The organism is Streptomyces sp. 11x1, assembly GCF_032598905.1.
Classification (GTDB): Bacteria; Actinomycetota; Actinomycetes; order Streptomycetales; family Streptomycetaceae; genus Streptomyces.
Genome location: NZ_CP122458.1, coordinates 6,696,608 through 6,720,534, shown reverse-complemented (window position 1 = coordinate 6,720,534; position 23,927 = coordinate 6,696,608). Strand labels below are relative to the sequence as shown.

21 protein-coding genes are annotated in these 23,927 nt (G+C 70.6%); 14 read left to right on the top strand and 7 right to left on the bottom strand.

The window, feature by feature from the left end:
• Positions 1 to 27: 27 nt before the first annotated feature.
• Together speB and P8T65_RS29540 are read right to left on the bottom strand one after the other, a co-directional pair.
• The gene (gene speB, locus P8T65_RS29545) at positions 28 to 1,008 is read right to left on the bottom strand and encodes an agmatinase (protein WP_316728218.1); all 981 of its coding nucleotides are present in this window, start codon (positions 1,006 to 1,008) and stop codon (positions 28 to 30) included.
• 55 nt (positions 1,009 to 1,063) lie between these two features.
• Positions 1,064 to 2,518, bottom strand: coding sequence for a sodium:solute symporter (locus P8T65_RS29540; RefSeq protein WP_316728217.1), 1,455 nt, complete (start codon positions 2,516 to 2,518; stop codon positions 1,064 to 1,066).
• Positions 2,519 to 2,626: 108 nt separating this feature from the next.
• On the opposite strand from P8T65_RS29540, the gene P8T65_RS29535 reads away from it, so the two are divergent.
• The 3 genes from P8T65_RS29535 (at position 2,627) to P8T65_RS29525 (ending at position 5,722) form a co-directional block, all read left to right on the top strand.
• Positions 2,627 to 4,261: a PucR family transcriptional regulator ligand-binding domain-containing protein gene (locus tag P8T65_RS29535; RefSeq protein WP_399100694.1), complete on the top strand. Its 1,635-nt coding sequence runs from the start codon at positions 2,627 to 2,629 to the stop codon at positions 4,259 to 4,261.
• 56 nt (positions 4,262 to 4,317) lie between these two features.
• Positions 4,318 to 4,866 carry an AAA family ATPase gene (locus P8T65_RS29530; protein WP_316728215.1) on the top strand — a complete coding sequence of 183 codons (549 nt, stop codon included), beginning with the start codon at positions 4,318 to 4,320 and terminating at the stop codon, positions 4,864 to 4,866.
• Positions 4,867 to 4,927: 61 nt separating this feature from the next.
• Positions 4,928 to 5,722 carry a phosphatase gene (locus P8T65_RS29525; RefSeq protein ID WP_316728214.1) on the top strand — a complete coding sequence of 265 codons (795 nt, stop codon included), beginning with the start codon at positions 4,928 to 4,930 and terminating at the stop codon, positions 5,720 to 5,722.
• Here P8T65_RS29525 and P8T65_RS29520 read toward each other — a convergent pair.
• The 3 genes from P8T65_RS29520 to P8T65_RS29510 form a co-directional block, all read right to left on the bottom strand.
• Positions 5,709 to 6,644: an acyl-CoA thioesterase II gene (locus P8T65_RS29520; RefSeq protein WP_316728212.1), complete on the bottom strand. Its 936-nt coding sequence runs from the start codon at positions 6,642 to 6,644 to the stop codon at positions 5,709 to 5,711. The genes P8T65_RS29525 and P8T65_RS29520 overlap by 14 nt on opposite strands.
• Positions 6,645 to 6,694: 50 nt before the next feature.
• The gene (locus P8T65_RS29515) at positions 6,695 to 7,852 is read right to left on the bottom strand and encodes an acyl-CoA dehydrogenase family protein (RefSeq protein ID WP_316728211.1); all 1,158 of its coding nucleotides are present in this window, start codon (positions 7,850 to 7,852) and stop codon (positions 6,695 to 6,697) included.
• A gap of 136 nt (positions 7,853 to 7,988) precedes the next feature.
• Positions 7,989 to 8,588, bottom strand: coding sequence for a TetR/AcrR family transcriptional regulator (locus P8T65_RS29510; protein ID WP_316728210.1), 600 nt, complete (start codon positions 8,586 to 8,588; stop codon positions 7,989 to 7,991).
• Between the two features lie 86 nt (positions 8,589 to 8,674).
• Between P8T65_RS29510 and P8T65_RS29505 the strand changes: the two genes are divergently transcribed.
• The 4 genes from P8T65_RS29505 to P8T65_RS29490 are packed head-to-tail and all read left to right on the top strand — an operon-like array spanning position 8,675 to position 14,380.
• The gene (locus P8T65_RS29505) at positions 8,675 to 10,291 is read left to right on the top strand and encodes a carboxyl transferase domain-containing protein (RefSeq protein WP_316728209.1); all 1,617 of its coding nucleotides are present in this window, start codon (positions 8,675 to 8,677) and stop codon (positions 10,289 to 10,291) included.
• 14 nt (positions 10,292 to 10,305) lie between these two features.
• Positions 10,306 to 12,261 carry a biotin carboxylase N-terminal domain-containing protein gene (locus tag P8T65_RS29500; RefSeq protein WP_316728208.1) on the top strand — a complete coding sequence of 652 codons (1,956 nt, stop codon included), beginning with the start codon at positions 10,306 to 10,308 and terminating at the stop codon, positions 12,259 to 12,261.
• Entirely contained in the window at positions 12,258 to 13,223 is a 966-nt protein-coding gene (locus P8T65_RS29495; protein ID WP_316728207.1) for a hydroxymethylglutaryl-CoA lyase, read from the top strand. Before P8T65_RS29500 ends, P8T65_RS29495 begins: the two co-directional genes overlap by 4 nt.
• Positions 13,220 to 14,380 (top strand): acyl-CoA dehydrogenase family protein, encoded by a 1,161-nt coding sequence (locus P8T65_RS29490; protein WP_230211555.1) that lies wholly within the window; start codon positions 13,220 to 13,222, stop codon positions 14,378 to 14,380. The genes P8T65_RS29495 and P8T65_RS29490 overlap by 4 nt, the downstream gene beginning before the upstream one ends.
• Before the next feature lie 62 nt (positions 14,381 to 14,442).
• On the opposite strand, the gene P8T65_RS29485 is transcribed toward P8T65_RS29490, so the two are convergent.
• Both P8T65_RS29485 and P8T65_RS29480 read right to left on the bottom strand, forming a co-directional pair.
• Positions 14,443 to 14,658 (bottom strand): hypothetical protein, encoded by a 216-nt coding sequence (locus P8T65_RS29485; RefSeq protein WP_316728206.1) that lies wholly within the window; start codon positions 14,656 to 14,658, stop codon positions 14,443 to 14,445.
• 555 nt (positions 14,659 to 15,213) lie between these two features.
• Positions 15,214 to 15,405: a hypothetical protein gene (locus P8T65_RS29480; protein WP_316731779.1), complete on the bottom strand. Its 192-nt coding sequence runs from the start codon at positions 15,403 to 15,405 to the stop codon at positions 15,214 to 15,216.
• Between the two features lie 140 nt (positions 15,406 to 15,545).
• Here P8T65_RS29480 and P8T65_RS29475 point away from each other — a divergent pair, with 140 nt between their 5' ends.
• The 7 genes from P8T65_RS29475 to P8T65_RS29445 all read left to right on the top strand — a co-directional run bounded on the left by P8T65_RS29475 (position 15,546) and on the right by P8T65_RS29445 (position 23,742).
• On the top strand, positions 15,546 to 15,857 hold the full coding sequence (locus P8T65_RS29475; protein ID WP_316728205.1) for a hypothetical protein: 312 nt from the start codon (positions 15,546 to 15,548) through the stop codon (positions 15,855 to 15,857).
• 496 nt (positions 15,858 to 16,353) lie between these two features.
• A complete protein-coding gene (locus P8T65_RS29470; protein WP_316728204.1) occupies positions 16,354 to 17,403 on the top strand; it encodes an ABC transporter substrate-binding protein in 1,050 nt (349 codons plus the stop codon).
• A 215-nt stretch (positions 17,404 to 17,618) separates the two neighbouring features.
• Positions 17,619 to 18,476, top strand: a complete 858-nt coding sequence (locus P8T65_RS29465) for a siderophore-interacting protein (protein ID WP_316728203.1) — start codon at positions 17,619 to 17,621, stop codon at positions 18,474 to 18,476.
• Positions 18,477 to 18,676: 200 nt separating this feature from the next.
• Positions 18,677 to 20,122, top strand: a complete 1,446-nt coding sequence (gene desA / locus P8T65_RS29460) for a lysine decarboxylase DesA (RefSeq protein ID WP_316728202.1) — start codon at positions 18,677 to 18,679, stop codon at positions 20,120 to 20,122.
• Positions 20,076 to 21,404, top strand: coding sequence for a lysine N(6)-hydroxylase/L-ornithine N(5)-oxygenase family protein (locus tag P8T65_RS29455; protein WP_316728201.1), 1,329 nt, complete (start codon positions 20,076 to 20,078; stop codon positions 21,402 to 21,404). Before desA ends, P8T65_RS29455 begins: the two co-directional genes overlap by 47 nt.
• Positions 21,401 to 21,973, top strand: coding sequence for a GNAT family N-acetyltransferase (locus tag P8T65_RS29450; protein ID WP_316728200.1), 573 nt, complete (start codon positions 21,401 to 21,403; stop codon positions 21,971 to 21,973). Before P8T65_RS29455 ends, P8T65_RS29450 begins: the two co-directional genes overlap by 4 nt.
• Positions 21,970 to 23,742, top strand: coding sequence for an IucA/IucC family siderophore biosynthesis protein (locus tag P8T65_RS29445; RefSeq protein ID WP_316728199.1), 1,773 nt, complete (start codon positions 21,970 to 21,972; stop codon positions 23,740 to 23,742). The genes P8T65_RS29450 and P8T65_RS29445 overlap by 4 nt, the downstream gene beginning before the upstream one ends.
• Positions 23,743 to 23,927: the final 185 nt, after the last annotated feature.

Below are 23,927 nucleotides of genomic sequence, written 5' to 3'. Positions count from 1 at the left end.
CCTTCTCCTTCTTCTCCTTGTCGCGGATCACTGGCCCGCGTTCTCCGTACGGGCCGCGGCGATCTGGCGGGACATGATGGTGGTGAGTTCGTACGCCGTGTGCGAGGCGGCCACCGCGGTGATCTCGGCGTGATCGTACGCGGGCGCCACCTCGACCACGTCGGCGGAGACCAGGTGGCAGGAGGCGAGGCCCCGCAGGATCTCAAGGAGTTCGCGGGAGGTCATGCCGCCCGCCTCCGGGGTCCCCGTGCCCGGCGCGTGGGCCGGGTCGAGGCAGTCGATGTCGATGGAGATGTAGAGGGGGCGGTCCCCGATCCGCTGCCGCAGCTGGTCGGCGATCTCGTCCACCCCGCGCCGCATCACGTCCGCCGACGTGACGATGCCGAAGCCCATCTTCTCGTCGTCGGTGAGGTCCTGCTTGCCGTACAGCGGCCCGCGCGTGCCCACGTGGGAGAGGGCGGACGTGTCCAGGATCCCCTCCTCGACCGCCCGCCGGAACGGGGTGCCGTGCGTGTACTCGGCGCCGAAGTACGTGTCCCAGGTGTCGAGGTGCGCGTCGAAGTGGAGCAGCGCCACGGGGCCGTGCTTCTTGGCGACCGACCGCAGCAGCGGCAGGGCGATGGTGTGGTCGCCGCCGAGGGTCATCAGCCGGGCCCCGGTCCCGAGCAGCTCGTCCGCGGCCGCCTCGACCGTCTCCACCGCCTCGTTGATGTTGAACGGGTTGGCGGCGATGTCACCGGCGTCCGCGACCTGGGCGAGGGCGAAGGGGGAGGCGTCCTGGGCCGGGTTGTAGGGGCGCAGCAGCCGGGACGCCTCACGGATCGCGTTGCCACCGAAGCGGGCGCCCGGCCGGTAGGAGACACCCGAGTCGAAGGGCACGCCCACGACCGCGACGTCGGCCCGGCCCACCTCGTCCAGGCGCGGCAGCCGGGCGTAGGTCGCGGGCCCGGCGTACCGGGGGACACGGGAGGAGTCGACGGGGCCGCGGGGCGTCTGGGCACTGCTCATGGGGTGAAGCCTTCTTTCCTACGCTTCGTCGCGTATGTGGTGCTTGCTGACGACTCTACTGGTGAGTCGGTACGGGTTCGGTCACAAGTTCGGGGGTCCGCCCGGCCAGACGCTCGCGCCAGGCGTCGAGCACGGCGGCGTCGGTCGCCGGGGTCGCCAGGGAGACGGCGACGTACGCGGCCAGGGAGGAGAGCAGGCCGTAGTAGACGGGCTCGTTGGCGAGGATGCCGTAGGACGCCATCAGGCCGATGACCGCGAGGCCGCCGACGACCACCGAGGCGAGGGCGCCCTGAGCGGTGCCGCGCCGCCACAGCAGCCCGCCGAGGATCGGCACGAGGAGTCCGCCGACGAGGAGGTTGTACGCCACCGTCAGCGCCTCGACGACGTTGTTGAGGGCGATCGCCGTGGCGATGACGGCGAGCCCCATGACGAGGATGAAGGCGCGGTTGCCCCGTACCTCGTCGTGGTCGCCGTCGGCGGTCCGCCCCCGCAGCCGCGACCAGATGTCGTTGTTGGCGACGGTGGCGCAGGCGATGAGGGCGCCGGAGGAGGTCGACATCACGGCGGCCAGGGCGGCGGCGAGCACCAGCCCCCGTACGCCGAGCGGGAGTTCCTCCTTCACGACGGTCGCGAAGGCGTCGTCGGCGTTGGCCAGGTCGGGGAACAGCACCTTGGCCGCCGTGCCGATGACGGCGCCGGCGAGGGCGTACGCCAGGCAGTAGGTGCCCGCGACCGTGCCGCCCCACTTGGCGGTCCGGTCGCTGCGGGCGGTGAACACGCGCTGCCAGATGTCCTGTCCGATGAGCATGCCGAACGTGTAGATCAGGACGTAGGTGAAGATCGTCTCGCCGCCGATGCCCAGCGGGTCGAAGTACGAGGTGGGGAGCGCGTCCCGCATCTCACCGAACCCACCGGCCTTGACGACCGCGATGGGGAGCAGGAGCAGCAGCACACCGACCGTCTTCACCACGAACTGGACCATGTCCGTCAGCGTGATCGACCACATGCCGCCCAGCGTCGAGTAGGCGACGACGATCGAGCCGCCGAGGACGATCGCGAGCGTGCGGTTCATGTCGAACAGGACGTCGAAGATCGTGGCGTAGGCGATGGTGGAGGTGACGGCCAGCATGAGGGTGTACGCCCACATGACGAGCCCGGAGATCACGCCCGCCCGGCCGCCGTAGCGCAGGTCGAGCATCTCGGAGACCGTGTAGACCTTCAGCCGGGCGATCCGGGCCGAGAAGAAGACGGAGAGGGCGAGCAGCCCCAGCCCGATGGTGAACACCATCCACGCGCCGGACAGCCCGTACCGGTAGCCCAGCCCGACCCCGCCGATGGTGGAGGCGCCGCCGAGGACGATGGCCGCCATGGTGCCGGAGTACATCGTGGGGCCGAGCCGGCGCCCGGCGACCAGGAACTCGCTCTTCGACCTGGCGCGGCGCATGCCCCACCAGCCCATGGCCAGCATTCCGGCCAGATAGAGGACGATCACGGTGTAGTCGACGGCCATGGTGAGAGGCCTCCTTCGCGCACGCTCGGTGGCGGGTGATGGGCACTGACACTAGGTGGCCGGAAAGCGACTGCGAAGTGTACGTTTCATCCATTGGAGCCGTGCCGGATGGAAGGAACGCACACCATGCCGGACCCGTCCGCCCCACCGGCCCCGTCGGTCCCGCCCACCCCGCCCGTCCTCCTCTCCGCGCTGCTGGCCCGCGACGACCTGGGCCTGCGGCAGATCGCCGGGCCGGTGGACGCGGGCGCGGCGGTCCACTGGGCGCACACCTCGGAGATGTCGGACCCGTATCCGTATCTGCTCGGCGGCGAGCTGCTGCTCACAGCCGGCGTCCACATCCCGGAGGCGGCCGGGTCGGGCACCTACTTCGACGACTACGTCTCACGCATCGTCGCGGCGGGCGGCGCGGCCCTCGGCTTCGGCGTCGCCCCGGTCCACGACAGCGTCCCCAGAGCCCTGGTCGCGTCCTGCGACTCCTACGGCCTGCCCCTGATCGAGGTCCCGCCGCGGACGACCTTCTCGGGCGTGGCCCGCGCGGTCTGGCAGCTGATGGCCCTCGCCCGCCACGCCGAGCTCCGCCGCGTGACAGAGGCCCAGCAGGCCCTGGCGGCAGCCGCGTCCCGCCCCGACCCGGTCCACGCGGTCCTGCGCCAACTGGCCCGGCGCGTCTCGGGCCGAGCGGTCCTGTACGGCCCGGAGGGCACGGAACTGGCAGCGGCAGGGCGGGAGTACGGCGAACCCGTCCACCAAGGCCTGGCAGCCCTGGCAACCGTGGTCCGCCCCGGCCCACCCAGGGGCGCGGGGCCGCGTCATATGCGGCTCCGCCGCGTGGGCGCGACCAGCCCCCACGCACCCGCACCCGCCAACGCACCCCAGCCCCTCTCCCCCTCCCCCTCCCCGCGCACGCCACCCCCCACCTCCGCGACCGACACGGTCAACGGCACCCACCTCGCCGCCTACACCCTCACCACCGGAGGCAACGGCTTCACCCTCGGCGTGGCCACCGCGCACCGGGCCCCCGGCGACCACACCATCGCCTCGGTCGCCGCCGTGCTCCTCTCCCTCCTCACCGGCGAACGCCAGATCGGCACCGGCGCGGCCCGCACCTCGGCCCTGGTCCGACTCCTGCTCGGCGCCGAACCGCAGGAGGCCGCGCCCCTCCTGGGCCCAGGCACCCACTGGCACGTCGTCCACGCCCGCCTCACCGACGGCACCCCCCGGCCGGAGGCCCTCGCCGCGGCCTCGCTCGGAGCCGCTCTCGGCTCGCCCCTGGTCGACGCCCACGGCGACGTCGTACGCGTCCTCGTCCCCGCCGACCGCGAGATCGCCGAGCAGCCGGGCTGGATCTGCGGCGTCAGCGCCCCCGCCGAGCCGCACGCGTGGCCGACCGCCGACGTGCAGGCGGCCCGCGCGCTGGCCCGCGCCAGGGCCACCCGGACGGCGCTGGTCCGGCACGGCCTCCCGACGACGCTGGCCCGACTCGTGCCGCCGGACGAGGCGACCGCCCACGCCGAGGCCCTGCTGGCCCCGGTCACCGCCGCCCCGGGCGCCGCCGCGCTCACCGAGACCCTGCGCACCTGGCTGTCCCTGCACGGCAGTTGGGACCGCACGGCCGTCGCCCTGTCCGTCCACCGCAACACGGTCCGCCAACGCATCGCCCGCTGCGCCACGTTGCTGGCGGCGGACCTCGACGACCCGGACGTCCGCATGGAGTTGTGGTTCGCGCTGCGCGACGGGTGAGACGAGAGCCGCGTGCGGCGAGCAGCCGCGGCCGAGGGGAACCTAGCCTGGGCGGCATGCGCAGATACGTACTCACCGGCACTCCCGGCGCGGGCAAGACGACCCTCCTGCGGGGCCTGGCCGCATGCGGTCACACGGTCGTCGAGGAGGCCGCCACCGATGTCATCGCGTGGGCGCAGGCGCGCGGCGAGGACGAGCCGTGGACCCGGGAGTCGTTCGTCGACGAGATCGTCGCGCTGCAGAAGCGGCGGCAGTTGACGGCCCCGACGGCCGACGCCGTGCAGCTGTACGACCGTTCGCCGCTGTGCACGCTCGCGCTCGCCACCTACCAGGGCCGGGTGCCGTCCTCGGCGCTGACCGCAGAGGTCGAACGGGTCACCACCCAGGGTGTTTACGAACGGCAGGTGTTCTTCGTCCGCAACCTGGGGTTCTGCGAACCCACCGCCGCACGCCGCATCAGTTTCCGGCAGTCGTTGGAGTTCGAGCGGATCCACGAGGACACCTACCGCGCCTTCGGCCACGAGCTGGTCGACGTTCCCGCCGGTGACCTCGCCCGACGGATCGCCACGGTCGAGGCGGTGCTCCCCGAACGCCGTGCGGAGTGACGCGGGTCGCAGCGGGCGGGACGCCCGCGACTCCCGCTGTCGTCTGCCTCACAATGGACGCATGCCGATATCCGGGACCCCCAGCCGCGCCGAGCTCGTCGAGCACCTCGTACGGACGCGTATCGCGGGCGACGTCGCCACGCCGCGCGAGAACAACCTCTCCCACTACCGCGAACTGGCCAACGGCAACCGCCACTACTGGCTCGGCCTGGAGCTCGGGGACCGCTGGACCGATGAGCAGGACGTGCTGGCCGTGATGGCGGAGCGCGTCGGTGTGAACGACGACCCGGGGCACCGCTACGGCCAGGACACCATCGACCCGGATCTGACGGTCGACGCGCTGGAGCGCATGGCGGCGCGGCTGCGCAAGGCGGCGGAGGGCGGGCAGCGCGTGCTGCTGGCCACCGGACACCCCGGCGGCCTGCTGCAGGTGCACAGCGAGACCGCGCGGGCACTGCGCGCGGCCGGCTGCGAGATCGTCGTCATCCCGGACGGCCTGCAGACGGAGGAGGGGTACGTCATGCAGTTCGCGGACGTGGCCGTCCTCGAACACGGCGCCACCCTGTGGCACACCCACTCCCCCGAGCCGATGCGCGCCATCCTGCGGGGCCTGGAGGGCGCCGGGCACCCGCTGCCCGACCTGGTCGTCGCCGACCACGGGTGGGCAGGCTGCGCCGGCCAGCTCGGCATCGATTCCGTCGGGTACGCGGACTCCAACGACCCGGCCCTCTTCCTCGGCGAGTCCGAGGGCACCCTCCAGGTCGTGGTGCCCCTGGACGACCACGTGGTCAGCCCGCGCCACTACGACCCGATGTCGGCGTACCTGCTGGAGCAGGCGGGGCTCAGCGGGGAGTAGCCCCGGGCTCCCCCGGCTCCCTCGGCTCCGCCGGCTCTTTCGGCCGCCCTCTCGGGACGCGGACGACACCCTCCTGGATCACGGAGATCGCGAGTCGGCCGTCCTGGGTGTAGATCCGGCCCTGGCCGAGGCCCCGGCCGGCCGCCGCCGACGGTGACTCCTGGTCGTACAGGAGCCATTCGTCGGCGCGGAAGGGCCGGTGGAACCACATGGCGTGGTCGAGCGAGGCGCCGACGACGTCCCCGACGGCCCAGCCGCCGCGTCCGTGCGCGAGCAGGATCGAGTCGAGCAGCGTCATGTCGGAGACGTAGGTGGCGAGCACGACGTGCAGCAGGGGTTCGTCAACAACACCGTCGAGCTTGCCGTTGGCGCGGAACCAGACCTGGGAGTGGGGTTCGCGGGGCTCGCCGTAGCGGCCGTAGGGCGGGTCCTCCACGTGACGCAGGTCGACGGCGGCGCGGGCCTCCAGCATCTTCTCCACCACGGCCGGGTCGAGGCCGTACGCCGGGAGGCGTTCCTCGGCGGTCGGCAGGGTCTCCGGGTCGGGCGCGGCGGGCATCGGGGCCTGGTGGTCGAGGCCGTCCTCGTACCGCTGGAAGGACGCGGAGAGGGCGAAGATCGGCTGGCCGTGCTGGACGGCGACGACGCGGCGCGCGGTGAAGGAGCGGCCGTCGTTCATCCGCTCCACGGTGTAGACGATGGGCGCGCCGGCGTCGCCGATGCGCAGGAAGTACGCGTGGAGGGAGTGCGGCAGTCGGTCGGCGGAGACCGTCCGGCCGGCGGCGACGAGCGCCTGGGCGGCGACCTGCCCGCCGAAGACCCGGGGGACGATGGCGGGCCGGGACTGGCCGCGGAAGATGTTCTCCTCGATCTGCTCCAGGTCGAGCAGATCGAGGAGAGACTGAAGTGCTGGCTGACTCATGGGGTCAGTTGTACTGTGCAGCGGTTTCCGGTGCTTTACAGACCCGGTCCCTACAGACCCATGTCCTTGGCGATGATCGTCTTCATGATCTCGCTGGTGCCGCCGTAGATGCGGTTGACGCGGTTGTCCGCGTACAGGCGGGCGATCGGGTACTCGTTCATGAAGCCGTAGCCGCCGTGCAGCTGGAGGCAGCGGTCGATGACGCGGTGGGCGACCTCGGTGCAGAACAGCTTGGCGCTGGCGGCCTCGGCGGGTGTCAGCTCACCGGCGTCGAGGGCCTCCGTGGCGCGGTCGGCGACGGCCTCGGCCGCGTCGACCTCGGCCTGGCAGGCGGCCAGCTCGAACTTGGTGTTCTGGAAGGCGGCGACGGGCTGGCCGAAGACGACGCGCTCCTGCACGTACTGCTTGGCGAACCGTATGGCCGCCTTGGCCTGCGCGTAGGCGCCGTAGGCGATGCCCCAGCGCTCGGAGGCGAGGTTGTGGCCGAGGTAGTAGAAGCCCTTGTTCTCCTCGCCGAGGAGGTCCTCGACGGGCACCTTGACGTCGACGAACGCCAGCTCGGCGGTGTCGGAGGTCTTCAGGCCGAGCTTGTCGAGCTTGCGGCCGACCGAGTAGCCCTCGGCCTTGGTGTCCACGACGAAGAGGGAGATGCCGTGGCGGCGGTCCTCCTTGGTCGGGGAGGACGTACGGGCGCACACGATCATGCGGTCGGCGTGGACGCCGCCGGTGATGAAGGTCTTGGCGCCGTTGAGGACGTAGTGCGTGCCGTCCTCGGAGAGCTTGGCGGTGGTGCGCATGCCCGCGAGGTCGGAGCCGGTGCCCGGCTCGGTCATCGCGATGGCCCACATCTCCTCGCCGGAGCAGAACTTCGGCAGGTAGCGCTTCTTCTGCTCGTCGGTGGCGAGCAGCTTGATGTAGGGCAGGCCGAGCAGCACGTGCACGCCGGAGCCGCCGAAGGTGATGCCCGCGCGGGCGGTCTCCTCGTACAGGACGGCCTCGAACTTGTAGGAGTCGATGCCGGCGCCGCCGTACTCCTCGTCGACGCGGATGCCGAAGACGCCGAGCTCGGCGAGCTTGTAGTAGAACTCGCGCGGCGCCTGGCCCGCGGCGAGCCACTCGTCGTAGACGGGCACGACCTCGGCCTCGATGAAGGCACGGAGGGTCTCCCGGAACGCCTCGTGATCCTCGTTGAACACCGTACGGCGCACGCCGTCACCTCCACCTGAGTGCTTTCGGATGTGCCCAGCGCCCCACCGGACGCATCCGAGTCGGCTAAGCGCTTGCTCAGGCAACCGTACCGGCGGGTAGGGAAGCCCGTCCAGACCCCTCCCCCCGTAACGCTCGTCACTCCTGCGCAGCAGCGGCCCCGAAGGCCCCCCTCGCCATCCGGTGCAGCAGCTCCGCCATGGCCGTCCGACCCGGGAGGGAGCCGGGGCGGCCAAGGTGCGGCGTGGAGTTCAGCAGGCCGAAGACCGAGTGCACGGCCGAGCGGGCGGCCGGCTCCGTGAGGCCCGGGTGGACTTCGCGCACCACCTGCACCCACAGCTCGACGTACTGGCGCTGGAGCTGGCGGACCAGCTTGCGGTCGCTGTCGCGCAGGCGGTCCAGCTCACGGTCGTGCAGGGTGATCAGGGGGCGGTCGTCCAGGGCGAAGTCGATGTGCCCCTCGATGAGCGAATCGAGGACCGCCTCGGGCGGCCCCCCGTCGGCCTCCGCCAGCCGCCGCTTCGCACCCGTCAGGAGCTGCCCACTGATGCCGACCAGCAGCTCGGCGAGCATCGCGTCCTTGCCGGCGAAGTGCCGGTAGAGACCGGGACCGCTGATCCCCACGGCGGCGCCTATCTCGTCGACGCCGACACCGTGGAAGCCGCGCTCGGCGAAGAGCCGCGCGGCCTCCTTGAGGATCTGCTCGCGACGGGTGGGGGCGTCGGTTCTGGTGGTCATGGGAGCAATTCTAGACAGGGAGGTTAGCGGTCGTTAACCTGAAGGAAATGCGTTAACGCTCATTAACAAGGTGAGGGGTTCGCAGGATGCACGAGGCACCGGAGCTTCACAGCGCGGACGATCCCGCGTCGGAAGCCTGGCGGGCCAACGAGGAGGCCCACCGCGCGCTGGTGGACGAGCTGCGCGGCAAGCTCGCCGCCGCCCGGCTCGGCGGCGGCGAGAAGGCGCGCGCCCGGCACACCGCACGCGGCAAGCTGCTGCCGCGCGACCGGGTCGACACCCTCCTCGACCCCGGCTCCCCGTTCCTGGAGCTGGCGCCCCTGGCCGCCGACGGGATGTACGAGGGGCAGGCACCGGCGGCGGGGGTGATCGCCGGGATCGGGCGGGTCGCCGGCCGCGAGTGCGTGGTCGTCGCCAACGACGCCACCGTCAAGGGCGGCACCTACTACCCGATGACGGTGAAGAAGCACCTGCGCGCGCAGGAGGTGGCCCTGGAGAACCGGCTGCCCTGCCTCTACCTCGTCGACTCCGGCGGCGCCTTCCTGCCCATGCAGGACGAGGTCTTCCCCGACCGGGAGCACTTCGGCCGGATCTTCTACAACCAGGCCCGGATGTCGGGCGCGGGCATCCCGCAGATCGCCGCCGTGCTGGGGTCGTGCACGGCGGGCGGCGCGTACGTCCCCGCCATGAGCGACGAGGCCGTGATCGTCCGGGGGCAGGGCACGATCTTCCTGGGCGGTCCGCCGCTGGTGAAGGCCGCCACCGGCGAGGTCGTCACCGCCGAGGAACTGGGCGGCGGCGAGGTGCACTCCCGGGTCTCCGGAGTCACCGACCACCTCGCGGAGAGCGACGCCCACGCCCTGCGCATCGTGCGGACCATCGTCTCCACCCTGCCCGCCCGGGGCCCGCTGCCCTGGTCGGTCGAGCCGGCCGTCGAGCCCAAGGTCGACCCGTACACGCTGTACGGCGCGGTGCCGGTCGACTCCCGCACCCCGTACGACGTCCGCGAGGTCATCGCGCGCGTGGTCGACGGCTCGCGGTTCGCGGAGTTCAAGGCGGAGTTCGGGCAGACCCTGGTCACCGGTTTCGCCCGGATCCACGGGCACCCGGTCGGGATCGTCGCCAACAACGGCATCCTCTTCTCCGAGTCCGCCCAGAAGGGCGCCCACTTCATCGAGCTGTGCGACCAGCGCGGCATCCCGCTGGTCTTCCTGCAGAACATCTCCGGCTTCATGGTCGGCCGGGACTACGAGGCCGGGGGCATCGCCAAGCACGGCGCCAAGATGGTGACGGCGGTGGCCTGCACCCGCGTCCCCAAGCTGACGGTCGTGGTCGGCGGCTCGTACGGCGCGGGCAACTACTCGATGTGCGGCCGGGCCTATTCGCCGCGCTTCCTGTGGATGTGGCCGAACGCCAAGATCTCCGTGATGGGCGGCGAGCAGGCCGCGTCCGTCCTCGCGACCGTGAAGCGGGACCAGCTGGAGGCACGCGGCGAGGAGTGGACGGCCGAGGACGAGGAGTCCTTCAAGGACCCGATCCGCGCCCAGTACGAGCGCCAGGGCAACGCCTACTACGCCACCGCCCGGCTCTGGGACGACGGGGTCATCGACCCCCTCGACACCCGCCAGGTCCTGGGCCTCGCCCTGACCGCCTGTGCCAACGCGCCCCTGGGTGACCCCCAGTTCGGCGTCTTCCGGATGTGAGGGGACGGACGAAGATGTTCGAGACAGTACTGGTGGCGAACCGCGGCGAGATCGCCGTCCGCGTCATCCGCACCCTCCGCGCGCTCGGCGTCCGTTCCGTCGCCGTGTACTCCGACGCGGACGCCGACGCCCGGCACGTCCGCGAGGCCGACACGGCGGTACGGATCGGCCCGCCGCCGGCCGCCGAGAGCTACCTGTCGGCGGAGCGGCTGCTGGAGGCCGCCGCCCGCACCGGCGCGCAGGCCGTCCACCCCGGGTACGGCTTCCTCGCCGAGAACGCTGCCTTCGCGCGGGCGTGCGCCGACGCCGGCCTGGTCTTCATCGGTCCGCCCGCCGACGCCATCTCCCTCATGGGCGACAAGATCCGCGCCAAGGAGACGGTCCGGGCGGCCGGCGTGCCGGTGGTGCCGGGCTCCAGCGGCAGCGGCCTGACCGACGGGCAACTCGCCGACGCCGCACGGGAGATCGGCATGCCGGTGCTGCTGAAGCCCAGCGCGGGCGGCGGCGGCAAGGGCATGCGGCTGGTCCGGGACACGGCCGTGCTGACCGACGAGATCGCCGCCGCCCGGCGCGAGGCACGCGCCTCCTTCGGCGACGACACCCTGCTCGTGGAGCGGTGGATCGACCGCCCCCGGCACATCGAGATCCAGGTCCTCGCCGACGGCCACGGGGGCGTGGTCCACCTCGGCGAGCGCGAGTGCTCCCTCCAACGCCGCCACCAGAAGATCATCGAGGAGGCGCCCAGCGTCCTGCTCGACGAGGCGACCCGTGCGGCGATGGGCGAGGCGGCCGTCCAGGCGGCCCGCTCCTGCGGCTACTTGGGCGCGGGCACGGTCGAGTTCATCGTCCCCGGCGGCGACCCGTCCTCGTACTACTTCATGGAGATGAACACCCGTCTCCAGGTCGAGCACCCGGTGACCGAGCTGATCACCGGTGTCGACCTGGTGGAGTGGCAGCTGCGGGTCGCGGCGGGCGAGCGGCTCGCCTTCGCGCAGGAGGACGTGACGCTGACGGGGCACGCGGTCGAGGCCCGCCTCTGCGCCGAGGACCCCGCGCGCGGCTTCCTCCCCTCCGGCGGCACGATCCTGCGCCTGCGCGAGCCCCAGGGCGACGGCGTCCGCACGGACTCCGGCCTCAGCGAGGGCACGGAGGTCGGCTCGCTGTACGACCCGATGCTCTCCAAGGTCATCGCGTACGGCCCCGACCGCCCCACCGCCCTGCGCCGGCTCCGGGCGGCCCTCGCGGAGACAGTCACCCTCGGCGTCCAGACGAACGCGGGGTTCCTGCGGCGGCTGCTGGCCCACCCGGCGGTGGTGGCGGGCGAGTTGGACACGGGGCTGGTGGAGCGGGAGGTGGCGGGGCTGGTCTCCACGGAGGTCCCGGAGGCGGTGTACGAGGCGGCGGCGGCCGTACGGCTCGACGAGCTGCGGCCTCGCGCGAGCGGCTGGACCGACCCCTTCTCCGTCCCGAGCGGGTGGCGTCTCGGCGGTGAACCCCTGTCGCCGGCCTTCGACCTGCGCGTGACGGGACTCGAACCCGTCACCCACCGCCCGCGCGGCACCCACACCGTCACCGACGACCGGGTCGCCGTGACGCTGGACGGTGTCCGCCACACCTTCCACCGCGCCGCCGACTGGATCGGCCGCGACGGCGACGCCTGGCACGTGCGCGACCACGACCCCCTGGCGGCGTCCCTGAGCCGGTCCGCGCACGCGGGCGCCGACTCGCTCACCGCTCCCATGCCCGGCACCGTCACCGTGGTGAAGGTGGCCGTCGGGGACGAGGTGACCGCCGGTCAGAGCCTGCTGGTGGTGGAGGCGATGAAGATGGAGCACGTCGTCTCCGCACCACACGCCGGGACGGTCGCCGAACTGGACGTCACCCCGGGCACGACCGTCGCCATGGACCAGGTGCTGGCCGTCGTCGTACCCCACGCGGAGCACGAGGAGCACGAGGAGGGGGCGCGGTGACCCTGCCCATGACGGTCCCCGAGGCCGGCCTGCCGGCCCGCGTCCGCATCCACGAGGTCGGCGCCCGGGACGGCCTGCAGAACGAGAAGTCGACCGTGCCCACCGAGGTCAAGGCGGAGTTCGTCCGCCGCCTGGCCGACGCGGGACTCACCACGATCGAGGCCACCAGCTTCGTCCACCCCAAGTGGGTTCCCCAACTGGCGGACGCGGAGGCCCTGTTCCCGCTCGTGAGCGACCTGCCGGTGGCCCTGCCCGTCCTCGTCCCCAACGAGCGCGGCCTCGACCGCGCCCTCGCGCTCGGCGCCCGCCGCGTCGCCGTCTTCGCGAGCGCCACCGAGTCCTTCGCCAAGGCCAACCTCAACCGCACGGTCGACGAGGCGCTGGCGATGTTCGCACCGGTGGTGGCACGGGCGAAGGCCGAGGGCGTCCACGTCCGCGGCTACCTCTCCATGTGCTTCGGCGACCCCTGGGAGGGCGCGGTCCCGGTCCCCCAGGTCACCCGGGTCTGCCGCGCCCTGCTCGACCTGGGCTGCGACGAGCTCAGTCTCGGCGACACGATCGGCGTGGCGACCCCGGGCCATGTCCGGGCACTGCTGACCGCACTCACCGCGGACGTCCCCGTCGAGAAGCTCGGCGTGCACTTCCACGACACGTACGGCCAGGCCCTCGCCAACACCTACGCGGCGCTCCAGCACGGCGTCACCACCGTGGACGCCTCCGCGGGCGGCCTCGGCGGCTGCCCGTACGCGAAGTCCGCCACCGGAAATCTCGCCACCGAAGACCTCGTGTGGATGCTGCGCGGACTCGGCATCGACACCGGCGTCGACCTCGGCCGTCTAGTCGCCACCAGCGCGTGGATGGCCGAACACCTGGGCCGACCCAGCCCGTCCCGCACCGTACGCGCCCTGTCCCACGAGGACGACAAGGGCCACGAGGACCCAAGGAGCACTGACGTCTCATGAACCACCGCCTCTCCCCCGAGCTGGAAGAACTCCGCCGCACGGTCGAGGAGTTCGCGCACGAGGTCGTCGCGCCCAAGATCGGCGACTTCTACGAGCGGCACGAGTTCCCGTACGAGATCGTGCGCGAGATGGGCCGCATGGGGCTGTTCGGACTGCCGTTCCCCGAGGAGTACGGCGGCATGGGCGGCGACTACCTTGCGCTCGGTATCGCGCTGGAGGAGCTGGCCCGGGTGGACTCGTCCGTGGCGATCACCCTCGAAGCGGGGGTGTCCCTGGGCGCGATGCCGATCCACCTCTTCGGCACACCGGCGCAGAAGGAGGAGTGGCTGCCGCGGCTCTGCTCCGGCGAGATGCTCGGCGCGTTCGGCCTCACCGAGCCCGACGGCGGCTCGGACGCGGGGGCGACCCGGACGACGGCCCGCCTGGACGAGTCGACGAACGAATGGGTCATCAACGGCAGCAAGTGCTTCATCACCAACTCGGGCACGGACATCACGGGGCTGGTCACGGTCACGGCGGTCACCGGCCGCACCCCGGACGGCAAGCCGCTGATCTCCTCGATCATCGTCCCGTCCGGCACCCCGGGCTTCACGGTGGCCGCCCCCTACTCCAAGGTGGGCTGGAACGCCTCGGACACACGTGAACTGTCCTTCTCCGAGGTCCGGGTCCCGGCGGAGAACCTCCTCGGCGAACAGGGCCGCGGCTACGCCCAGTTCCTGCGCATCCTCGACGAGGGCCGGATCGCCATCTCCGCGCTCGCCACCGGCCTCGCGCAGGGCTGTGTGGACGAGTCGGTCAAGTACGCGAAGGAGCGGCACGCCTTCGGCCGGCCGATCGGCGCCAACCAGGCGATCCAGTTCAAGATCGCCGACATGGAGATGAAGGCCCACACGGCCCGCCTCTCCTGGCGTGACGCCGCCTACCGCCTCGTCGCCGGTGAACCCTTCAAGAAGGAGGCGGCCCTGGCGAAGCTGTACTCGTCCACCGTGGCCGTCGACAACGCCCGCGACGCCACGCAGATCCACGGCGGCTACGGCTTCATGAACGAGTACCCCGTCGCCCGTATGTGGCGCGACTCCAAGATCCTGGAGATCGGCGAGGGCACGAGCGAGGTGCAACGGATGCTGATCGCACGGGAGTTGGGGTTGACAGGGTGATATCTTCCGCGTTCGCCCGCGCGGGGTCAGCCGAACCAGCTCACCTGTACCAGCACGATCCGCTAGCCCCGCACGTCCGTCAGACAGGTGAGCATGAGCAGACCTCGGCTCTCGGTCCGCACGCCAGGCCCCGGTCCGGTGTAGGCGGCCCCTTCCAGAAAGACCATGGATTCGCGTACGGCGATTTCGTTGGCCAGCCGCTCGGTCTCGGCACGGGCGGCTTCGGGAAGACCGTCCAGCAGATCGTCGCAGAACAGCTCCCAGTGCCAGTCAGCCACCGGCAACGTCACGATGCGCGGCGCGCACGATGTCACCGGCTTCACGGATCGCGCGCTCCCGCACGACGGGATCCGGACTGCTGATGGCCTGTTCGGCGGCGGGCAGTCCCGGGGTGCCGCTCGATCTCGACGACGACGGCCCAGTGCCGGTAGAACATCCGGATCGGTACGACGCCGTCCTCGTCCCCGGCTCTGACGAAGGCCTTCTGAAGGTCCTCGAAGAACTCGGGAAGCCGGGAGGGGACAACCGTGGCGACGGCCTGTCGCAGGTTCGGCAGAGCGAGCTCGGGTCAAGGAATGAGCGGACCGTCCCCATCCGCATACGGCATGGTCATCGGCCATCCCTTCCATTGATCCAGCGCCCCACCGGCACATGCCCACGCTAGCGCCACTCCCGTCACACCTTCACGTCCACGTGCGGAACGGACGCGCCCCTCGCCCGTTCGCCGGGCAGAGCCCGGGGGTGAGCCTGATGACGGTTAAGGTCGGTACGGATCCGAGTACGCGAGCGGGCCAGGGGGTCGTCCACCGGCGGGGCGCAGCTCATGTGGAAGCTCACGCGACGCCCCGCCTCTCGACCTTGTCCGTGACGAGCCTCTCCAGCAGCGCTTCGACCTCCGGGTCGGGCACGGCCTCCAGCATCCAGTGCCGCATGAAGGCGCTGATCTCCTGCACACCGGCCTCGTTGATGGCGTGGTCGAACGCCTCTCGGCGCTCTGCGGGGAGGGTGGCCCTGATGGCGGGGATGCTGTCGGCAACTGGTTCGCAATGGTGACCTGCTGTGGCTCTACTTCGGAGCGCCCGACAACCGACTCGACAGCGACCGGGAACCCCTGCTGATCGGCACCGAGGGCTGGGCGAAGTCCACGCTCATCGCCCCCGGCAACGTGCGGGGGGACGAGCGGGTCGACCTGATCTCCCGCAACACCGAGACCGGCGACCTCTACATCCACACCGGCACCGGCGACAACGGTGACGGCCTCGCGGACCAGTCGACCAAGATCAAGACCGGATACGGGTTCACCGCTGGGAGGGCCCCACTGGTGACCTCTCCCGGGGACGCCGACCACGACGGAGTCCCAGACCTGTGGACCGTCCTTGAGACGGGCCACCTGTGGTTCGTACCCCGGATCTCCAAGGGCGACCTGCCCCTCAGGGATCTGGGTGCCGGTTGGAGCGGCTACCAAGCCCTCAGCTGAACCACCGGCGCCGAGCGGCCGGGTTCCGGGGTCGGTTCCTCCTGCGGCTCCGGCCCACGGACGCCGGTGACATACACAACGTTTGAGCCGACGCCAGGTGGGTGACTCCCACTTGGCGTTCGGCCGAACCGCCGGGCGGAGCATGCGCGCAAGATGAGTTGCTTTCGGCCACCGACGGACGGGGCCGTTCGATTGTCCGAACACCCGAGGGGCCCCAAAGGGGCATCGGCTGCGGGTAGTTGGGGCTGCCACCGGTCTTGGGGCCGTTCGGGGCAGACCTTCCCTTTCGCGAGGCGAATGACCGATTCAGGGGCCCTCACCCTCCCGCGCACCCACCCAACCTTCGATTCACAGGAAACTCAAAGGTCGCAGCGGCAGTGGCTCCAGGCATTCCGCTACCCGGAACACCCCCCTGGACAACCAGTGAGGTTAGGCTAACCTACCTTCGAACTCGCCCTCGGGCGGCACTCCGCCCCGTTCGAAAGTAGCCATACACATGTCCAACGCCAGAGCCGCTCACCTCACCCGCCGTGGCATCCTCGCCGCCGGTGGCGCACTCGGTCTCGGTGCCGTGCTCGCCGCCTGCGGGGACGAGAGCTCGACGAGCAGCGGCACTGGCTCCGACAAGGAGACGGCCGCCGCGAAGGGCCCCTGGTCGTTCAAGGACGACCGCGGCGAGACCGTCAAGACCGACAAGGTGCCGTCGAACATCGTCGCGTTCGTGGGTGTCGCCGCCGCACTCCACGACTACGGCATCGGCGTCAAGGGCGTCTTCGGCCCGACGAAGACGACGGACGGCAAGGCCGACGTCCAGGCCGGCGACCTCGACATCAGCAAGGTGGAGATCCTCGGCAACGTCTGGGACGAGTTCAACGTCGAGAAGTACGCCGCCCTCGCCCCCGACGTCCTCATCACGACGCTGTTCGACGACGCCGGCACCCTCTGGTACGTGCCCGAGGCATCCAAGGACAAGATCGCCAAGCTCGCGCCGAGCGTCGGCATCTCCGTGTACGACCGTCAGCTGACCGAGCCGCTGCAGCGCATGCTGGAGCTGGCCAAGTCGCTCGGCGCGGACACGGAGTCCGAGAAGATCACCGCCGCGAAGAAGCGGTTCGAGGACGCGGCCGCCCGGCTGCGCGCGGCCACCAAGGCCAAGCCCGACATCAAGGTGCTCGCCGGCTCCGCCAGCCAGGACATCTTCTACGTCTCCGGTTCGAACCTCTCCATCGACCTGGAGTACTTCAAGGCCCTCGGCGTGAACTTCGTCGAGCCGAGCGCCGCCGCGCTGAAGGCCAGCGGGGGCTGGTTCGAGAACCTCAGCTGGGAGAACGTCGACAAGTACGACGCGGACGTCATCATCATGGACAACCGCACGTCGGCGATCCAGCCGGACGCGATCGAGGAGGCGACATGGAAGAAGCTTCCCGCGGTGAAGGCCGGCCAGGTCATCGGGCGTAACCCCGAGCCGATCCTGTCCTACGACAAGTGCGCGCCGCTCCTGGAGGAGCTGGCCGAGGCGATCGAGAAGGCGAAGAAGGTCAGCTAGGGCGAAGGCCCGGGGGGGGCGGGTGCGGCTCCGGTGGGGCTTCTCGCGCAGTTCCCCGCGCCCCTGAAGGCAACGGCCCCTGCGGGCCGTTGAAGAAAGCACGGGGCGCAGCCCCTGCTTTTCAGGGGCGCGGGGAACTGCGTGACCAGCCCCCACCAGACCCGCACCCGCCCACGAACCCCCACACGCTCCCGCCCCCCTACCCAGGAGCCCCCATGACGACGGCCGTAGCCGCCCCCTTCCGTTTCTTCTCTCTTCAGGTCGTGCGGACGGAGCGGCTGGGGCCGTCTCTCGTGCGCGTCTCGTTCGCGGGGGACGATCTGCGGTTCTTCCACTCCGACGGCAGGGACCAGTCGCTGTCGTTGTTCCTGCCGCATCCGGGGCAGGAAGTCCCGGCCGTCCCCTACGAGTTGGGCGACGGCTGGTGGCAGGCGTGGCGGGAACTACCGGACGACGTACGGGCGGTGATGCGCTCGTACACCCTGCGGGGGCTGCGCTCGGACGTCCACGGGGACACCGTCGAGATCGACATCGACTTCGTGCTGCACGGGGTCGAGCCGGGTGCCGCCGTGCCCGCCGGACCGGCCTCCCGGTGGGCCGCCCAAGCCGCCCCCGGCCACCGGGTCGTGCTGCTCGGGCCCGCGATCGCCGACAACCGCGCGATCCGCTTCCGGCCGCCGGCGGACGCCGACGCGGTGCTGATCTGGGGTGACGACACGGCGCTGCCCGCCGCCTCGGCGATCCTGGAGTCGCTGCCGGCCGGCACACGGGCCCGGGTCTGGCTGGAGGTCCACCACGCGGGGGACATCCAGGACCTGACCACCGCGGCCGATGCCGAGATCACCTGGCTCGTGCGGAGCGAGGGCGCGCCCACCGCCCTCGACGCCATCCGCGCCGCCCGACTGCCCTCCAGCGAGGTGCCGTACGCCTGGATCGCCGGCGAGTCCGGCCGGGTGAAGGAGCTGCGCCGCCATCTCGTGCGGGAGCGCGGGATCGACAAGCGGCGCGTCACGTTCGTCGGGTACTGGCGCGAGGGTCTGACGGAGGAGCAGTTGCGGGAGCGGGGCGAGTAGTTCGCGGCAGCGGAGACGCCGGAGCGCCGGAGCCGGCCCCACTGGCGTGCCCAGAGTCAGTGAAGTGACCACGGTCACGGACGAGCCCGGAGCCCCCTCAAATTAATTAGGTTAGGCTTACCTAAGTTGGACGATGTGATGTCACCCCCCCCACTCACCTCTCCGTCCCACCCGGACCGCCCCGCTCGGAGGACCTCCCCATGCGCTCGCACCTGCTCAATGACACGACCGCGGAGCGGTACCGCCGCACCGTGACCGAAGGCGTGGAGCGGGTGGCGGCCAAACTCGCCACCACCGACCGACCGTTCACCGGTGTCACCGTCGATGCCCTCTCTCCCCTCATCGAGAAGATCGACCTCGACAAGCCGCTGCACGACACGGCCGCCGTCCTCGACGAGCTGGAGGACGTGTACCTGCGCGACGCGGTCTACTTCCACCACCCGCGCTACCTCGCCCACCTCAACTGCCCGGTCGTCATCCCGGCCGTGCTCGGCGAGGCGGTCCTCTCCGCCGTCAACTCCTCCCTGGACACCTGGGACCAGTCGGCCGGCGGCACCCTGATCGAGCGCAAACTGATCGACTGGACAGGCGAGCGCATCGGCTTCGGTCCGGCCGCCGACGGCGTCTTCACCTCCGGCGGCTCGCAGTCCAACCTCCAGGCCCTGCTCCTCGCCCGGGAGGAGGCCAAGACCGACAGCACCGCCACACTGCGGATCTTCGCCTCCGAGGTCAGCCACTTCAGCGTGAAGAAGTCCGCGAAACTGCTGGGCCTGGACCAGGACGCGGTCGTCTCCATCCCGGTCGACGGCGACAAGCGCATGCAGACCCTGGCACTCGCCCGGGAGCTGGAGCGCTGCAGGAACGACGGCCTCGTCCCCATGGCCGTCGTGGCCACCTCCGGCACCACCGACTTCGGCTCCATAGACCCGCTGCCCGAGATAGCCGAGCTGTGCGCCCAGTACGACACCTGGATGCACGTCGACGCGGCCTACGGCTGCGGCCTCCTCGTCTCACGCAAGCGCCGGGACCTGCTGAACGGCATCGAGCGCGCCGACTCCGTCACCGTGGACTACCACAAGTCCTTCTTCCAGCCGGTGAGTTCGTCCGCCGTCCTGGTCCGTGACGGGAGCACCCTGCGCCACGCCACCTACCACGCGGAGTACCTCAACCCGCGCCGCGCGGTCACCGAGCGCATCCCCAACCAGGTCGACAAGTCCCTGCAGACCACCCGCCGCTTCGACGCGCTCAAACTGTGGATGACGCTGCGCACCATGGGCGCCGACGGCATCGGCCAGCTCTTCGACGAGGTCTGCGACCTGGCGGAGGAGGGCTGGAAGCTGCTCGCCGCCGACCCGCGCTACGACGTCGTCGTCGAGCCCCGGCTCTCCACGCTGGTCTACCGCTACATCCCCGAGGCCGTCACCGACCCGGCGGAGATCGACCGCGCCAACCTGTACGCCCGCAAGGCCCTGTTCGCCTCCGGCGACGCCGTGGTCGCGGGCACCAAGGTCGGCGGTCGCCACTACCTGAAGTTCACCCTGCTCAACCCCGAGACCACGGCCGAGGACATCGCCACCGTGCTCGATCTGATCGCCGGCCATGCCGAGCAGTACCTGGGAGAATCCCTTGACCGCGTCGCTTCCTGAACCCGCCGTGAAAACAGCTGTGAAAACCTACGACTTCATCGGCATCGGACTGGGACCCTTCAACCTCGGCCTCGCCTGCCTCACCGAGCCCATCGCCGAACTCGACGGACTCTTCCTGGACTCGAAGCCGAACTTCGAGTGGCACTCGGGGATGTTCCTCGACGGTGCCCACCTCCAGACCCCGTTCATGTCGGACCTGGTCACCCTCGCCGACCCGACGTCCCCGTACTCCTTCCTGAACTACCTGAAGGACTCGGGCCGTCTGTACTCGTTCTACATCCGCGAGAACTTCTACCCCCTGCGGGTCGAGTACGACGACTACTGCCGCTGGGCCGCCGGCCGGCTGAGCAACGTCCGCTTCAGCACCACGGTGACCGAGGTGACGTACAAGAACGACGTGTACGCCGTGCGCACGGCCGACGGGGACGTCCTGCGCGCCCGCCGGCTGGTCCTCGGCACCGGTACCGTCCCGTACATCCCGGAGGCCTGCCAGGACCTGGGCGGCGACTTCTTCCACAACGCGCAGTACATGCACCGCAAGGCGGAGCTGCGGTCGAAGAAGTCGATCACGATCGTCGGCAGCGGCCAGAGCGCCGCAGAGATCTACCACGAACTCCTCTCCGAGATCGACGCCCACGGCTACCAGCTCAACTGGGTCACCCGATCCCCGCGGTTCTTCCCCCTCGAATACACCAAGCTGACGCTGGAGATGACGTCCCCGGACTACATCGACTACTTCCGCGCGCTGCCCGAGGAGACCCGCTACCGGCTGGAGAAGCAGCAGAAGGGCCTGTTCAAGGGCATCAACGGGGATCTGATCGACTCGATCTTCGACCTGCTCTACCAGAAGAACGTCACCGCCGGCGGCCGTCCGGTCCCGACCCGGCTGCTCACCAACTCGTCCCTCAACAGCGCCACCTACGAGGACGGCCGGTACACCCTCGGTCTGCGCCAGGACGAGCAGGGCAAGGACTTCGAGATCGAGACCGAGGGCCTGGTCCTGGCCACCGGCTACCACTACCGGCCGCCGGCCTTCCTCTCCTCGATCAACGACCGGCTCGTCTTCGACGGCCACGGCCGCTTCGACGTGGCCCGCAACTACGCGATCGACACCACCGGCCGCGGGGTCTTCCTGCAGAACGCGGGCGTCCACACCCACAGCATCACCTCGCCCGACCTGGGCATGGGCGCGTACCGCAACGCGTCCATCATCCGCGAGCTGCTCGGCACCGAGTACTACCCGGTCGAGAAGACCATCGCCTTCCAGGAGTTCGCCGTATGAGCCCCGTCAGCGCCATCGGCGGTGGGCACTTCACCTTCCGCCCCCTGGACCCGCTGAGCGACGCCGAGCTGCTGCACCGCTGGGTCACGCACCCCAAGGCGGCGTACTGGATGATGCAGGACGCCCGGCTGGAGGAGGTCGAGCGGGCGTACATGGAGATCGCGGCCGACCCGTACCACCACGCCCTGCTGGGGCTGCTGGACGGCGAACCCGCGTTCCTCATGGAGCAGTACGACCCCGCCCACCGTGAACTCGTCGGCCTGTACGAGCCCGAGCCGGGCGACGTCGGCATGCACTTCCTGGTGCCGCCGACGGACACCCCGGTGCACGGCTTCACCCGGTCCGTCATCACCGCCGTGATGGCGCACCTCTTCGAGGACCCGGCCACCCACCGGGTCGTCGTCGAGCCGGACGTGTCCAACAAGGCGGTCCACGCCCTCAACGAAGTCGTCGGTTTCGTCCCCGACCGCGAGATCGACAAGCCGGAGAAGCGCGCACTGCTGAGCTTCTGCACGCGAGAGCAGTTCTTTCGCAGCCAGAGCCTGGCTGCCCGAGGAGTAGCCGTATGACCCTGTCCGACGCCGTAGCGCATCTGTCCCCCCACCGCTGGGCACGGGCCAACCGCCTGCTCGTCCGCAAGGCCCTCGCCGAGTTCGCCCACGAGCGGCTCATCACGCCTGAGGCCACCGCCGACGGCCGCTTCGAGGTCCGCAGCGACGACGGTGCGACCCGCTACGGGTTCACCGCCGTCCGGCGCGCCCTCGACCACTGGCAGGTCGACGCCGACTCGATCACCCGTCGACGGGACGGCGTCGACCTCCCTCTGGCCGCCCTGGACTTCTTCATCGAGCTGAAGCGGTCCCTCGGCCTGAGCGACGAGATCCTCCCGGTCTACCTGGAGGAGATCTCCTCCACCCTGGCCGGCACCTGCTACAAGCTCACCAAGCCGCAGACGCCGGTCGCCGAGCTGGTGGACGCCGGGTTCCAGGCCATCGAGACCGGGATGACCGAGGGCCACCCCTGCTTCGTCGCCAACAACGGCCGCCTCGGCTTCGGCGTCCACGAGTACCTGGCGTACGCCCCCGAGACGGCGAGCCCCGTCCGCCTGGTCTGGCTGGCCGCGCACCGCTCACGGGCGGCGTTCACGGCGGGCGTCGGCATCGATTACGAGACCTTCTTGCGGGACGAGCTGGGCAAGGAGACGGTCGACCGCTTCCACTGCGTCCTCACCGACCTGGAACTGGACCCCGCCGACTACCTCTTCATCCCCGTCCACCCCTGGCAGTGGTGGAACAAGCTCAGCGTCACCTTCGCCGCCGAGGTCGCCCAGCAGAACCTGGTGTGCCTCGGTGAGGGCGACGACGAGTACGTGGCCCAGCAGTCGATCCGCACCTTCTTCAACAGCTCGGCCCCCGAGAAGCACTACGTCAAGACGGCGCTCTCCGTCCTCAACATGGGCTTCATGCGCGGCCTGTCGGCGGCGTACATGGAGGCCACTCCGGCGATCAACGACTGGCTGGCCGGTCTCATCGACAACGACCCGGTCCTGAAGTCCACCGGCCTGTCGATCATCCGCGAGCGGGCGGCCGTCGGCTACCGGCACCTGGAGTACGAGGCCGCCACCGACAAGTTCTCCCCGTACCGCAAGATGCTGGCCGCGCTGTGGCGCGAGAGCCCGGTGCCGTCCCTCCAGGAGGGCGAGTCCCTGGCGACGATGGCCTCCCTGGTCCACGTCGACCACGAGGGCAGGAGTTTCGCGGCGGCACTGATCGCCCGCTCGGGCCTGACCCCCACGGAATGGCTCCGCCGCTACCTTCGGGCCTACTTCACCCCCCTCCTCCACAGCTTCTACGCCTACGACCTCGTCTTCATGCCGCACGGCGAGAACGTCATCCTCGTCCTGAAGGACGGTGTCGTCGAACGGGCGATCTACAAGGACATCGCCGAGGAGATCGCGGTCATGGACCCGGACGCGGTCCTCCCGCCGACGGTCGAGCGCCTCCGCGTGGACGTCCCCGAGGACAAGAAGCTCCTCTCGGTCTTCACGGACGTCTTCGACTGCTTCTTCCGCTTCCTGGCCGCGAACCTCGCCGAGGAGGGTGTCCTGGACGAGGAGGAGTTCTGGCGCACGGTCGCGGAGACCGTCCGCGACTACCAGGACGCGATGCCCGAACTCGCCGACAAGTTCGCCCAGTACGACCTGTTCGCCCCGGAGTTCGCGCTGTCCTGTCTCAACCGCCTGCAGCTCCGCAACAACAAGCAGATGGTCGACCTCGCGGACCCGGCGGGCGCGCTGCAGCTCATCGGCACCCTGCGGAACCCCATCGCGGGCCTGTAGCCCCCGGCACGGCCCCACCCGGACAGACGGGCACCTCGGAGTACGGTCCTCCGAGGTGCCCGTCGCTGTCCCGCCGATCGCTCAGCTGCGGCCCGGTGGGGGCTGGTCGCGCAGTTCCCCGCGCCCCTGAAAGCAACGGCCCCTGCGGGCCGAAAAGCACGGGGCGCAGCCCGGCTTTTCTGGGA

Excerpts from the sequence above, each read along its gene's own strand:
- speB (WP_316728218.1), bottom strand. The coding sequence starts at position 1,008 with ATGAGCAGTGCCCAGACGCCCCGCGGCCCCGTCGACTCCTCCCGTGTC.
- P8T65_RS29540 (WP_316728217.1), bottom strand. The coding sequence starts at position 2,518 with ATGGCCGTCGACTACACCGTGATCGTCCTCTATCTGGCCGGAATGCTG.
- P8T65_RS29535 (WP_399100694.1), top strand. The coding sequence starts at position 2,627 with ATGGAAGGAACGCACACCATGCCGGACCCGTCCGCCCCACCGGCCCCG.
- P8T65_RS29530 (WP_316728215.1), top strand. The coding sequence starts at position 4,318 with ATGCGCAGATACGTACTCACCGGCACTCCCGGCGCGGGCAAGACGACC.
- P8T65_RS29525 (WP_316728214.1), top strand. The coding sequence starts at position 4,928 with ATGCCGATATCCGGGACCCCCAGCCGCGCCGAGCTCGTCGAGCACCTC.
- P8T65_RS29520 (WP_316728212.1), bottom strand. The coding sequence starts at position 6,644 with ATGAGTCAGCCAGCACTTCAGTCTCTCCTCGATCTGCTCGACCTGGAG.
- P8T65_RS29510 (WP_316728210.1), bottom strand. The coding sequence starts at position 8,588 with ATGACCACCAGAACCGACGCCCCCACCCGTCGCGAGCAGATCCTCAAG.
- P8T65_RS29505 (WP_316728209.1), top strand. The coding sequence starts at position 8,675 with ATGCACGAGGCACCGGAGCTTCACAGCGCGGACGATCCCGCGTCGGAA.
- P8T65_RS29500 (WP_316728208.1), top strand. The coding sequence starts at position 10,306 with ATGTTCGAGACAGTACTGGTGGCGAACCGCGGCGAGATCGCCGTCCGC.
- P8T65_RS29490 (WP_230211555.1), top strand. The coding sequence starts at position 13,220 with ATGAACCACCGCCTCTCCCCCGAGCTGGAAGAACTCCGCCGCACGGTC.
- P8T65_RS29470 (WP_316728204.1), top strand. The coding sequence starts at position 16,354 with ATGTCCAACGCCAGAGCCGCTCACCTCACCCGCCGTGGCATCCTCGCC.
- P8T65_RS29465 (WP_316728203.1), top strand. The coding sequence starts at position 17,619 with ATGACGACGGCCGTAGCCGCCCCCTTCCGTTTCTTCTCTCTTCAGGTC.
- desA (WP_316728202.1), top strand. The coding sequence starts at position 18,677 with ATGCGCTCGCACCTGCTCAATGACACGACCGCGGAGCGGTACCGCCGC.
- P8T65_RS29455 (WP_316728201.1), top strand. The coding sequence starts at position 20,076 with ATGCCGAGCAGTACCTGGGAGAATCCCTTGACCGCGTCGCTTCCTGAA.
- P8T65_RS29450 (WP_316728200.1), top strand. The coding sequence starts at position 21,401 with ATGAGCCCCGTCAGCGCCATCGGCGGTGGGCACTTCACCTTCCGCCCC.
- P8T65_RS29445 (WP_316728199.1), top strand. The coding sequence starts at position 21,970 with ATGACCCTGTCCGACGCCGTAGCGCATCTGTCCCCCCACCGCTGGGCA.